Source organism: Streptomyces sp. NPDC041968 (genome assembly GCF_055589025.1).
The window spans coordinates 170,684-182,455 of record NZ_JBVJCB010000013.1; the positions used below are offsets into that span (position 1 = coordinate 170,684).

An 11,772-nucleotide genomic window follows, 5' to 3' on the forward strand; every position below is an offset into this window, starting at 1 on the left:
TCAGGCGTCGTAGCTCTCCTCGAGACGCTCGTCGGCGTCACGACGGCGCGAGGACGGGTCCCGCTCCTCCGCGGCCCGGCGACGGGCGGGGTCGACCTCGTCCTCGTCGCGACGGCGGTCGCGGTTCTGGAACTGGCCCTTGGCCTGCTCGGCCCGCTGCTTGCCCTGCTGCTGCATGCGCTCGGCCTTGTCCTGGAACTGGTCCTTCATACCCATGTGGGTTCACTCCTGTGCTGATCGGGCCCGACCGGATCGGCCGGGTGCTCGATCAGATTCACATGGGCGGTGACCGTGCGCATGTCGATCACTTACGGACCGTAGCGGTGCTGGTGGCGGGGCTGTTCCGCTGCTTTTCGTCGGCGGCTCCGCCGGCCCCGACCAGGCCCACGCGCACGTGGTCCAGCCGGTCTCCGAAGCGCCGCATCTCGCGCTGTCCCACGGTTCCGATGAGGGCCGGCAGGTACCCGCGCACGCCCTGCATGCCGCGCAGCCACCACTGCCCGTAGACGTGGGCGGAGCGGCGCTCTATGCCCTCCACGAGCCGGTCGACCGCCGGACCCAGCGGATAGGTCTTGTTCGACGGCCAGGGCAGCCGCTGCCGCAACTCCCGCATGACGTCGTCCTGGTCGGCCCCCCGCACCATGTCCGTGTCGGTCCAGGAGAGATAGCCGACGCCGACCTTCACCCCCCGGTGGCCGACCTCACCGCGCAGGCTGTGCGCGTACGCCTCCACACCGGACTTGGACGCGCAGTACGCCGACATCATCGGCGCGGGCGTGAGGGCGGCGAGGGACGCGATCTGGAGCAGGTAGCCACGGCTCTCCAGCAGCGCCGGCAGGAAGGCGCGGGCCGTCACCGCAGAGCCGATCAGATTGACCTCGATCACCCGCCGCCAGGACTCCGGGTCGGAGTCGACGAAGGGCCCGCCGGTGGCGACGCCCGCGTTGGCGACGACGATGTCGACCCTGCCGAAGCGCTGCGTCACCTCCTCGGCGACCCGGGCCATCGCCTCGTGGTCGGTGACGTCGGCGTGCCAGTGCTCGCTCTCGCTGTGCAGCCGCGCCGAGACCTGCTTGAGCGCGTCCGGCTCCAGGCCGACCAGGGCGAGCTTCACCCCGCGCGCGGACAGCTTGCGGGCCAGCAACTCCCCCACGCCCCGCGCCGCTCCGGTGACGACGGCGACCCGTCCTTCCAGGCTCACCCTGCTCATGCGCTCTCCTCTGCGGGTACGACACGCTCATCGCGTGCAGTGGACATGTGGGCGGCGGCGAGGGCGCGGATCTTCCCGGTGACCAGGTCCGGTGCCTCCACCGGCGTCATGTGGCCGACGCCGGGAAGCTCCGTCAGGCCCACGCAGTTCGGCAGCGCGGCGACGAGCGCACGGGCCTGCACCGGCGGGGTCAGCCGGTCCGCGGTGCCGACCACGACCTCGACCGGCATCGTCAACTCCCGCACCCCCTCGTCCAGGTCGAGCAGGTCCAGCACCTGCGACCAGGCGTGCCGCACCCCGCGCGGACAGGCGTGCACGATGCGGGCACAGGCCTCCACCATGTGCGGGCCCGAACCGGGGCCCAGCGTCCCGTACTTGAGGATGCGGCGCGCGAGCGGCGTGACCGGGCCGAGCGGCGCCCGGGAGCCGAGGATCCGCCGGGTCAGCCAGGTCCGCACCCGGCCCTCCCCGAGCGGCACCACGGTCGAGGACGCCACCAGCCGCGAACTGCCCGTGCTGCACAGCAGGACGGCCGCCACGTGCGCCCGCACCCGGGGCCGGGTGGCGGCGGCCATCACCGTCATGCCGCCCATGGAGTGCCCGGCGACCACCGCCCGTTCGTCCGGCCCGAGCGTGGCCGCGAGAACGGCTTCGAGGTCGTCGGCGAGGGTCTCGGTGGAGCAGGCCGGGTGGGCCGGGCTGCGGCCGTGGCCGCGCTGGTCGTAGGCGATGACCCGGTGGTCGGCGGCGAGCGCGCGGACCTGCGCCGCCCAGAAGGCGGTCGAGCAGCACCAGCCGTGCGCGAGGACGACCGCGGGCGCGTCCTGGCGGCCGTGCACCTCGACGTGGAGGCGGGCGCCGTCGGCCGCGACGACGGTCGTCTCGTGGGCGGGGACGGGCGGGGCGTACGGCCCGGCGGCGTCGTGCAGGATGCGGCTCACGCGCTCACCCCGGTGCTCCGGCCGGTGCTCCGCACCCCGCCCTTCCCGGCGTCCTCCCCGGCGGCCGCCCCCGTGGCGGCCGGCGCCCGCAGCACCTCGTACTCGGCGAGGTCCACGCGCCGCGTCATCCGGCGGAACTCGGCGGTCGTGCCGGGCCAGACGGTGGTGTTGCGGCCGCTCGCGTCGAGGTACCAGCTGGTGCAGCCGCCGGTGTTCCACACCGTGCGCTTCATACGCTCCTGCACCCGGTGGTTCCAGGTCCGCACGGCGGCGGGGCGGGCGTCGAGGGCGACCGTGCCACCGAGCACGTCGATCTGACGCAGGTAGTCCGCCAGGTAGTTCAGCTGGGACTCGATCATGAGGATCATCGAGGAGTTCCCGAGCCCGGTGTTGGGCCCGATGATCGTCATGAAGTTGGGGAAGCCGGCCGCCGAGGCACCGCGCAGGGACTCCATGCCGTCCTTCCAGGTCTCGGCGAGGGTCCGTCCGTCCGCGCCCACGACACGCTCCGCGATGGGCATGTCGGTCACGTGGAAGCCGGTACCGAAGATGATCGCGTCCGCCTCCGCCTCGGTGCCGTCGGCGGCGACCAGGGTCGAGCCGCGCACCTCGCTGAGCCCGCTCGCGACGACGTCGACGTTGGGCCTGGCGAGCGCCGGGTAGTACGTGCTCGACAGCAGGATCCGCTTGCAGCCGATGCGGTAGTCGGGCGTCAGCTTGGCGCGCAGGGCCGGGTCCTTGATGGCGGCGCCCATGTTGCGCTTGGCGATCTGCTCGACGAAGCCCAGCTCGTTCGGGTGCTTGGTGAACGCCTGTACCTGGAGCTCCCGGATGCCCCACAGCAGTCCCCGGCGCAGCTTGGTGGTGACGGGCAGCGCCCGGTGCAGGGCCCGCTCGGCGCCGCTGATCGCCCGGTCCATGCGGGGCATCACCCAGGCCGGGGTGCGCTGGAAGAGCGTGAGCCGGCCCACCTGCGGCTGGATGGACGGCACGATCTGGATCGCGGAGGCGCCGGTACCGATCATGGCGACCCGCTTGCCGGTGAGGTCGTAGTCGTGGTCCCAGCGGGCCGAGTGGAAGACCTCGCCGGGGAAGGACTCCAGCCCGGGGATGTCCGGGACCTTCGGGTCGGACAGCGGCCCGGTGGCGGAGACCACGACATCGGCGGTCAGGCTGCCGCTCGCGGTCTCGATCTCCCACCGCATCCGCTCACCGTCCCAGGCCGCCCGCTTCACCTCCGAGCCGAAGCGGATGTGGGGACGGAGCCCGAAGGTGTCGGTCACGTGCTCCAGGTAGGCGCGGATGTGCTCCTGCCCGGAGAAGGTGCGGGGCCACTCGGGGTTGGGGGCGAAGGAGAAGGAGTACAGGTGGGAGGGCACGTCACAGGCACAGCCGGGGTAGCTGTTGTCCCGCCAGGTGCCCCCGACGCTGTCCGACCGCTCCAGGACGACGAAGTCGGTGATCCCCTCACGGCGCAGCCGCACGGCGGCCCCCAGCCCACCGAAGCCGGACCCGATCACCGCCACCCGCACGTGTTCCTGAACCTGCTCGTGCTCGGCCATCCCGAAAGCCTCCACGCGTCGCCTAGGACTCTGCCAGTGAACACTGGCGCAATGGGAGCGTAGAACAGCTCCGTACTCATGGGTAGGGGGCGCGGCGAGGAAAGTTACCCGCGGTACGACTTAAGGTCGGGGCGTGACCGAGAAGCGTGAATACCGCATGGAGGAACTGGCCCGGCTGGCCGGCATCACGGTGCGCACCCTGCGCTTCTACCGCGAACGCAAGCTGATCCCGCCACCCCGCCGCGAGGGCCGCATCGCCTGGTACGACGACCACCACCTGGCCCGGCTGCGCACCATCGCCGCCCTCCTGGAACGCGGCCACACCCTGAGCGGCATCGCGGAACTCGCCGACGCCTTCGACCACGGCCGCGACGTCGGCGACCTGCTCGGCCTCGGCGAACCCACCGAGGAGACCCCGGTCCGCCTCACCCCCGAGGAACTCGCCGCCCGCTTCGAGGGCGAGGTCACCCCGGAGAACCTGGCCGCCGCGATGGACCTCGGCTACCTCGGCACCGACGGCGACGAACTCGTCCACATCAGCCACCGCCTGCTGGAGGTCTCCTCGGCCCTGGTCCGCGAGGGCATCCCGCTCGGCGAGGTCCTCCGGGCCGGCGCCCGCGTCCGCGAACACGCCGACGCCCTGGCCGACCTCTTCGCCGACCTCATCCGACGCCACGCCCCCGCCCAGGACCTCGACCGCCTGCGCCCCCTCGCCCGCAGCGTGGTCGAGGCGGAACTGTCCCTGGCCTTGGACCGGCGGATACGCAAGCGCGCCGGGGACGAGTGGGGCGACCGGCCGGCCTAGCGGTCGTAGGCGACCGTCACGGGCGCGTGGTCGGACCAGCGCTCGGCGTGGGTGGCGGCCCGCTCGACGTATCCCTTGACGGCCCGCGCGGCGAGCCCGGCCGTGGCCAGCTGATAGTCGATGCGCCACCCCGAATCGTTGTCGAAGGCCCGTCCCCGGTACGACCACCACGAGTACGGCCCCTCGGTGTCCGGGTGCAGGGCGCGGACCACGTCGACGTAGCCGCCCTCGGCCGGGTCGAGGACGCGGCCGAGCCACTCCCGTTCCTCCGGGAGGAACCCGGAGTTCTTCTTGTTGGCGCGCCAGTTCCTGAGGTCGGCCTCGCGGTGGGCGATGTTCCAGTCGCCGCAGACCACGACCTCGCGGCCGTCGGCGGCGGCGCGCTCGCGCAGCTCCTTGAGGTAGGCGAGGAACTCGCCCATGAAGCGGACCTTCTCCTCCTGGCGCTCGGTGCCGACCTCGCCGGAGGGCAGGTAGAGGGAGGCGACCGTCACACCGGGCAGGTCGGCCTCGACGTAGCGGCCACTGGTGTCGAACTCCGCCGAACCGAAACCGACCTGGACGCGGTCGGGCTCGCGGCGGGTGTAGAGGGAGACGCCGGCCCGGCCCTTGGCGGCGGCGGGGGCGTGCGTGACGTGCCAGCCGTCGGGCGTACGGACGTGCTCGGGGAGCTGCTGGGGCTCGGCCCGCACCTCCTGGAGGCACAGCACGTCGGCGGAGGTGTCGGCGAGCCACTCCACGAAGCCCTTCTTCGCGGCGGCGCGCAGACCGTTCACATTCACGGAGGTCACGGTGAGCACCAGGGCACGATACCGGCACACTGGACGGTGCCCCGATCCCGGATCTCGCATCGATATACGGTAGGTAGCATGAACATACGCCGGGTCCCCTTCGACCACCCCGACGCCGTGAAACTCAACGACGAGGTCCAGGCCGAGTACGACGTCCGCTACGGCGACGGCGGCGACGCCACGCACCTGGACCCGTCGGACTTCGCGCCACCGAACGGCCTGTACCTGATCGCGTACGACGGGAACGGCGTCCCGGTCGCCTCCGGCGGCTGGCGCGGCCAGGACGCCAACGCCGAGGGCAACCTCGACGGGGACGCCGAGCTGAAGCGGATGTTCGTGATCGAGCAGGTGCGCGGCCGCGGGCTGGCCCGCCGCATCCTGGCGGCCCTGGAGGAGGACGCCCGCGCGGCCGGCCGGACCCGCATGGTCCTGGAGACCGGCACCAAGCAGCCGGAGGCCGTCGCCCTGTACACCTCCAGCGGCTACGAGCCGTGCACCAAGTTCGGCTACTACCGCTTCCACCAGGACAGCCTCTGCTACGCGAAGGCCCTCCAAGTCCCCTAGGGCGCGGACGGCGAAGGGCCCCGGGGACGCGGCGAGGCGTCCCCGGGGCCCTTCGGTCGGCGGGTGACGCGTCCCCCGCCCGCTGTCAGGCGGCGGCCGCGCCCGTCCCGCGACGGCGCGAGAGGACGAACAGCGCGCCGCCCGCGGTGAGCGCCGGCGGGGACTCGACCCGGAAAACGACGAAGATCCCGTCCGATCGTGATGATCGGACGGGATCTTCGCCAATGTGCGTGGACCTGAGGGGATTTGAACCCCTGGCCCCCTCGATGCGAACGAGGTGCGCTACCGGACTGCGCCACAGGCCCTTGCAACGAGTGAAACTTTAGCACCCCGAGGGGCCTGCTCAAAAATCGCTTCCGGGGGCCGGGAGGGGGCGGCCCCGGCGGGGCTATTCGTTGGCGGCGCGGGGCCGGTCGCCGTCCTCGTACTGGTCGAAGAGCGGCGTCCGGCCCCGTTCCCGGGCGCGGCGGGCGGACGCGGCCCGGCGGACGCCGCTGCGGCCGGGTGTCTCCGGCTGCTCCTCGGCCTGGGGGGCGGGCCGGTCCGGACCGGGGTCGGCCCTCGCGTCCCGCTGCTCGGGGGCGACGGCACTGGACCGCGCGGAGCTCCACGCGTCCGGCGCCGAGAGGTCCACGTCCGGTGTGGCGCGGGGGGCGACCGGCGCGGTGACGTAGGTGGGCAGCGGCACCGGCACGGGGTCCCAGCTGTCGCCCTGGGGCCGTCGCTGCCGCTCGCGCTGCTGGTCGACCCACTCGGCGTGGTCGGTCTGCTCGACCAGCGCGCGCCGGTCCGCGGCGAGGGCGGACAGGCCCGGGTCGGACTCCGCCTCGGGCCCCTCGTCCGGCTCCTCGGCGTCCGGGTCGCCGACAGGGGCGGCCGGGTCGGCGGGCGTGCGCCTGCGGGGACGGCCCTCGCGCAGCCGCTGGGCGGCGACCTCTGCCTGCCGACGGTCCATCTGGAAGGCGAACCGGCGGCGCTCCTGCGTACGCAGGTAGGCGATGTAGGCGCTGAGCAGCACCGCGGGCACACCGGGGGCCCAGAGGAACGCGAGTCCGCCGACCGCCGCGACGACCGAGCCGAGCGTGAAGGCGAGGAAGAGCATCACGGTCGTACGCCGTCGGCGCGCGAGTGCCTTGGTGCGCCGGGCACGGGCCGCGGCCGCCGTCGATTCGGGGGCGCGCCGGGCTTGGGGTACGCGTCCGCGCGCCGCGGCGCCGCCGCCCCGGGGCGCCTGTCCGGACTGCCCGGGCCGCTCGGGCTCCCGGGGCCGTTCGGCTGCCGGGGACCGGTCGGGCTCGGGGGTCCGCTCGGGTTCCGGGGACCGCTCGGGTTCGGCGGGCTGCCCGGGCCTGCGGCCGTGCGCTCCCCCGGCGTCCGGCTGGGTGTACCGGCGGGTTCTGGACACGGCGAAGGCCCGGACGTCCACCGAGTCGGTGACGGCGTCCGGGGCGTCGGCGTCGGGCTCCGCCTCGTCGGCGGAGCGGGACCGCAGGTCCTTGGCGTACCGGCGCTCCATGCCCGCCCGTCCGGACAGCAGCCGGATGGCGGTGCTGAAGCGTTCCGTCGGACGGGCCTCGTTCAGCTCGTCCTGCCTACGGAGCCACATCGGCACCAAGTAGGCGGCCCAGGCCCCGACGATGACTGCGTAGATGAGGCCACTGCTGCTCACGCCTCACACGGTAGAGGGGTTTGCGCGGGGCCATCCGCCAATTGGGCCGGTGTGTCGCACGATCTGGCTGATATTTCGAACTTTTTTTGTGATCGATGCGATCAGCACACCGCCGATGCGGGGAGATTATCCGTTCGGGACGGTCACAGCCCGATCATTTTCGAACGTTTATTCAATTACCCGAGTTCCGTGCGCTCCGGTCCCGCGACCGGTGCCATCGTCGCAGCAGCCCCTCGGGGACCTCTTCCGCGGTGAGCGCGAAGACCAGGTGGTCACGCCAGGCTCCGTCGATGTGGAGATAACGCGGCCGGAGCCCTTCCTCGCGGAATCCGAGTTTCTCCACGACCCGTCGGCTGGGCGCGTTCTCGGGGCGAATACAGACCTCGACCCGGTGCAGTCCGACGGTGCGGAAACAGTGGTCCACCACCATCGCCACGGCCGTCGGCATCACCCCGCGGCCGGCGACCGCCTCGTCCACCCAGTAACCGACGTGCCCGGAGCACATCGAGCCCCAGGTGATCCCGGCCACCGTCAGCTGTCCGACCAGGCGGCCCTGGTACTCGATGACGAAGGGCAGCATCCGTCCGGCGTGCGCCTCGGACCGGAGGTGCCGCACCATCTGACGGTAGGTCGGCCGGTTCACCAGCGGGCCACCGGGCGTGGGCGGCGGGATGGTCGCCTCCCAGGGGCGCAGCCAGTCCCGGTTGCGCCGGTTGACCTCTCGCCAGATCCGCTGGTCGCGCAGCTTTATCGGCCGGAGGACGAGATCACCGTCCACCAGCTCCACAGGCCAGGAGGGGCTGTTCAGCTCGCACCCCCGTCACTGGCCGGTCTGGGGTGGTCGCCCCCGCGGAGCTGGTCGACCGCGTGCGTGAGCAGCGGCTCCAGCACGGCGAGGCCGTCCCGCACCCCGCCGGACGATCCCGGCAGGTTGACGATCAGCGTGCGGCCCGCCACTCCCGCCAGGCCCCGGGAGAGCACCGCGGTCGGCACCTTCTCCCGGCCGTACGCCCGCACCGCCTCCGCGATGCCGGGGACCTCGTGGTCGATCACCGCGCGCGTCGCCTCGGGGGTGCGGTCGGTGGGCGAGATGCCGGTACCGCCGGTGGTGACGATCACGTCGTACCCCGCCTCGGCGCCTGCCCGCAGGGCGGCCTCGACGGGGTCGCCGTCCGGGACGACCCGGGGGCCGTCGACGGCGAACCCGAAGCGGCGCAGGCCCTCGGCGACCAGCGGGCCGCCCTTGTCCTCGTAGACCCCGGCGGCGGCCCGGTTGGAGGCGGTGACCACCAGCGCGCGGTAGCTCATGACCGGCTCCAGTCGCCCGACTTGCCGCCCGTCTTCTCCTCGACCCGCACGTCCGTGATGACCGCTCCCTTGTCGACCGCCTTGACCATGTCGATCACGGTGAGCGCGGCGACGGTGACCGCGGTGAGCGCCTCCATCTCCACACCCGTGCGATCCGTCGTCCGCACCGTGGCGGTGATCTCCACGGCGTCGTCCGCGACCGACAGGTCCAGTTTCACACCGGAGAGCGCCAACGGGTGGCACAAGGGGATCAGATCCGGGGTGCGTTTGGCGCCCATGATGCCCGCGATCCGCGCGGTGGCCAGGGCGTCGCCCTTGGGGACGCCCTCGCCGCGCAGCAGCTCGACCACGCGGGGGGCGACGAGGACGCGTCCGCTCGCGCGCGCGGTGCGTGCGGTCACGTCCTTGCCGGACACGTCGACCATCCGGGCGGCGCCCGCCTCGTCGATGTGCGTCAGCCGGCCTCGCGGGTCGTGCGCGTCCTGGCCGTGGTGCGGGGGTCGGTCCTGCGTACTCATGCTCGTGTGGCGCTCCCGGTCCGGGCCCGGCGCGGTGCGGCGCGTGGGCCTGCTGTGCGCGACACGGTACCGCCAAGGGGGCGGGGTCAGCCGAGCAGGACCACTTCGACCTCGGCGCCCGGCTCGACGGTCTCGGTGTCCTCGGGTACGACGATCAGCGCGTCGGCGTGCGCGAGGGCGGCCACGAGGTGGGAGCCGGCGCCGCCGACCGGGGTGACCGCCCCGTCGGCGAAGGTGCCGCGCAGGAACTGCCGGCGTCCCTTGGGCGAGGACAGCGCCTCGTCGGCGGTGAGCGACGCGGTGGTCGTGGGACGGTGGACGTCGGGGAGTCCCATGAGGGTGCGGATCGCCGGGCGGACGAACAGCTCGAAGGAGACGTACGACGACACCGGATTGCCCGGCAGGGCGAGGAGCGGGGTGTGGTCGGGACCGACGGAGCCGAAGCCCTGGGGCTTGCCGGGCTGCATGGCGAGCTTGCGGAAGTCGACGCCGCTGCCCGGCTCGTCCTCGTCGGCGACGTGCGCCAGCGCCTCCTTGACCACGTCGTACGCCCCGACGCTCACCCCGCCGGTGGTGACCATCAGGTCGGCGCGGACCAACTGGTCCTCGATGGTGGACCGCAGGGTCTCGGCGTCGTCGGCGACGGCGCCCACCCGGTAGGCGATCGCGCCGGCGTCGCGGGCGGCGGCGGTGAGGGCGAAGCTGTTGGAGTCGTAGATCTGACCGGCGGCCAGCTCCTCGTCGGGCTGGACCAGTTCGCTGCCGGTGGAGAGCACGACCACGCGCGGACGCGGTCGCACGCGGACCCTGCCGCGGCCGATCGCGGCGAGCAGGGCGATCTGCGGCGGGCCGAGGATCGTGCCGGCCTCCAGCGCGCGGGCGCCGGACCTGACGTCGCTGCCCTTGGCGCGCACGTGCGCGCCTGCCTCGGCCGGCCGGTACACGTGGACCTGGCCCTCGGCACCCTCCGGCGCGAGGCTGCGGGCGCGCATGCCGTCCGCCGGGCCCTCGCCGAGCCCGCCGTCGGTCCACTCCACGGGGACGACGGTCTCGGCGCCGGGCGGGAGCGGGGCGCCCGTCATGATGCGGGCGGCCTGGCCGGGGCCCACGGAGAGCGGGTCGGCCTGGCCCGCGGCGACGTCCCCGACGACCTCCAGGACCGCGGGGAACTCCTCGCTCGCGCCCGCGACGTCGGCGACCCGCACCGCGTACCCGTCCATGGAGCTGTTGTCGAACGGCGGCAGGGGGAGCGGCACCGTGACGTCGTCGACCAGGACGCAGCCCTGGGCGTCGAGCAGGTTCAACTCGATGGGTTCCAGGGGGCGGACGGTGGCCAGGATGTCGTCCAGGTGGTCCTGCACCGACCACAGCCGGTCCGGACCGAAGTCCGCCGCGGTGTGGTCGTGGCCGGCGTCACGGTGCGCGGTGCTGCTCAACGTCGCTACATCTCCTCGGCTACGTAACTGCGAAGCCAGGTCCGGAAGTCCGGGCCCAGATCTTCACGTTCGCACGCGAGTCTGACAATGGCACGCAGATAGTCGCCGCGGTCGCCGGTGTCATAGCGGCGGCCCTTGAAGACGACGCCGTGCACCGGGCCGCCCACCTTCTCGTCCTCCGCGAGCTGCTGGAGGGCGTCGGTCAGCTGGATCTCGCCGCCGCGGCCGGGCTCCGTCTTGCGGAGTATGTCGAAGATGTGCGGGTCGAGGACGTAGCGGCCGATGATGGCGTAGTTCGAGGGGGCGTCGGCCGGGTCGGGCTTCTCGACCAGTCCGCCGACCTTGACGACGTCGCCGTCCTCGGTGGCCTCTACGGCCGCGCAGCCGTAGAGGTGGATCTGCTCGGGCGCGACCTCCATGAGGGCGATGACGCTGCCGCCGTGCTGCTCCTGCACGTCGATCATGCGCTGCAGCAGAGGGTCGCGGGGGTCGATCAGGTCGTCGCCGAGCAGCACCGCGAAGGGCTCGTTGCCGACGTGCGGGGCGGCGCAGAGCACGGCGTGGCCGAGTCCCTTGGGGTCGCCCTGGCGGACGTAGTGGATCATGGCGAGGTCGCTGGACTCCTGGACCTTGGCCAGCCGGCCGGCGTCGCCCTTCTTCTGGAGGGCGGACTCCAGCTCATAGTTGCGGTCGAAGTGGTCCTCGAGGGGGCGCTTGTTGCGGCCCGTGACCATGAGGACGTCGCCGAGGCCGGCGGACACGGCCTCTTCGACCACGTACTGGATCGCCGGCTTGTCGACGACCGGCAGCATCTCCTTGGGAGTGGCTTTCGTTGCCGGCAGGAACCGGGTACCGAGCCCGGCTGCGGGGATGACAGCCTTGCTGATCCTGGGGTGGGACTGAGTCATGCGCGACACCATATCCGGTGCCAATAGGGAGAATCTGTGACTCCGAATCAGTGGCGCTCA

13 protein-coding genes and 1 tRNA gene are annotated in these 11,772 nt (G+C 72.7%); 2 read left to right on the top strand and 12 right to left on the bottom strand.

From position 1 onward, the window contains the following. The 4 genes from ACZ6EG_RS28720 to ACZ6EG_RS28735 all read right to left on the bottom strand — a co-directional run bounded on the left by ACZ6EG_RS28720 (position 1) and on the right by ACZ6EG_RS28735 (position 3,713). The gene (locus tag ACZ6EG_RS28720) at positions 1 to 216 is read right to left on the bottom strand and encodes a hypothetical protein (RefSeq protein ID WP_469608806.1); all 216 of its coding nucleotides are present in this window, start codon (positions 214 to 216) and stop codon (positions 1 to 3) included. Positions 217 to 304: 88 nt separating this feature from the next. Further along, a complete protein-coding gene (locus ACZ6EG_RS28725; protein WP_469608809.1) occupies positions 305 to 1,210 on the bottom strand; it encodes an SDR family oxidoreductase in 906 nt (301 codons plus the stop codon). Then, a complete protein-coding gene (locus ACZ6EG_RS28730) occupies positions 1,207 to 2,151 on the bottom strand; it encodes an alpha/beta fold hydrolase (RefSeq protein ID WP_391971029.1) in 945 nt (314 codons plus the stop codon). The genes ACZ6EG_RS28725 and ACZ6EG_RS28730 overlap by 4 nt, the downstream gene beginning before the upstream one ends. Further along, complete coding sequence (locus ACZ6EG_RS28735) at positions 2,148 to 3,713, bottom strand: flavin-containing monooxygenase (RefSeq protein WP_469608812.1); 1,566 nt, start codon at positions 3,711 to 3,713, stop codon at positions 2,148 to 2,150. Before ACZ6EG_RS28735 ends, ACZ6EG_RS28730 begins: the two co-directional genes overlap by 4 nt. Before the next feature lie 133 nt (positions 3,714 to 3,846). On the opposite strand from ACZ6EG_RS28735, the gene ACZ6EG_RS28740 reads away from it, so the two are divergent. After that, complete coding sequence (locus ACZ6EG_RS28740; RefSeq protein ID WP_469608815.1) at positions 3,847 to 4,518, top strand: MerR family transcriptional regulator; 672 nt, start codon at positions 3,847 to 3,849, stop codon at positions 4,516 to 4,518. Here ACZ6EG_RS28740 and ACZ6EG_RS28745 read toward each other — a convergent pair. Then, positions 4,515 to 5,318 carry an exodeoxyribonuclease III gene (locus ACZ6EG_RS28745; RefSeq protein WP_469608818.1) on the bottom strand — a complete coding sequence of 268 codons (804 nt, stop codon included), beginning with the start codon at positions 5,316 to 5,318 and terminating at the stop codon, positions 4,515 to 4,517. The genes ACZ6EG_RS28740 and ACZ6EG_RS28745 overlap by 4 nt on opposite strands. Positions 5,319 to 5,387: 69 nt before the next feature. Here ACZ6EG_RS28745 and ACZ6EG_RS28750 point away from each other — a divergent pair, with 69 nt between their 5' ends. Continuing rightward, positions 5,388 to 5,873, top strand: coding sequence for a GNAT family N-acetyltransferase (locus ACZ6EG_RS28750; RefSeq protein ID WP_469608821.1), 486 nt, complete (start codon positions 5,388 to 5,390; stop codon positions 5,871 to 5,873). A 231-nt stretch (positions 5,874 to 6,104) separates the two neighbouring features. Here the strand turns inward: ACZ6EG_RS28750 and ACZ6EG_RS28755 are convergent. The 7 genes from ACZ6EG_RS28755 to galU all read right to left on the bottom strand — a co-directional run bounded on the left by ACZ6EG_RS28755 (position 6,105) and on the right by galU (position 11,712). Continuing rightward, a tRNA-Ala gene (locus ACZ6EG_RS28755) sits at positions 6,105 to 6,178 on the bottom strand. Between the two features lie 83 nt (positions 6,179 to 6,261). After that, the gene (gene sepX, locus ACZ6EG_RS28760) at positions 6,262 to 7,542 is read right to left on the bottom strand and encodes a divisome protein SepX/GlpR (protein ID WP_469608824.1); all 1,281 of its coding nucleotides are present in this window, start codon (positions 7,540 to 7,542) and stop codon (positions 6,262 to 6,264) included. A 172-nt stretch (positions 7,543 to 7,714) separates the two neighbouring features. After that, positions 7,715 to 8,329 carry a GNAT family N-acetyltransferase gene (locus ACZ6EG_RS28765; RefSeq protein ID WP_383649019.1) on the bottom strand — a complete coding sequence of 205 codons (615 nt, stop codon included), beginning with the start codon at positions 8,327 to 8,329 and terminating at the stop codon, positions 7,715 to 7,717. 17 nt (positions 8,330 to 8,346) lie between these two features. Then, positions 8,347 to 8,850, bottom strand: coding sequence for a MogA/MoaB family molybdenum cofactor biosynthesis protein (locus ACZ6EG_RS28770; RefSeq protein WP_356608990.1), 504 nt, complete (start codon positions 8,848 to 8,850; stop codon positions 8,347 to 8,349). Next, the gene (gene moaC / locus ACZ6EG_RS28775; RefSeq protein ID WP_356608992.1) at positions 8,847 to 9,368 is read right to left on the bottom strand and encodes a cyclic pyranopterin monophosphate synthase MoaC; all 522 of its coding nucleotides are present in this window, start codon (positions 9,366 to 9,368) and stop codon (positions 8,847 to 8,849) included. The genes ACZ6EG_RS28770 and moaC overlap by 4 nt, the downstream gene beginning before the upstream one ends. A gap of 86 nt (positions 9,369 to 9,454) precedes the next feature. Further along, complete coding sequence (gene glp / locus ACZ6EG_RS28780; RefSeq protein WP_391971149.1) at positions 9,455 to 10,738, bottom strand: molybdotransferase-like divisome protein Glp; 1,284 nt, start codon at positions 10,736 to 10,738, stop codon at positions 9,455 to 9,457. Between the two features lie 71 nt (positions 10,739 to 10,809). Beyond that, positions 10,810 to 11,712, bottom strand: coding sequence for a UTP--glucose-1-phosphate uridylyltransferase GalU (gene galU / locus ACZ6EG_RS28785; RefSeq protein WP_356608994.1), 903 nt, complete (start codon positions 11,710 to 11,712; stop codon positions 10,810 to 10,812). Positions 11,713 to 11,772 lie beyond the last annotated feature (60 nt).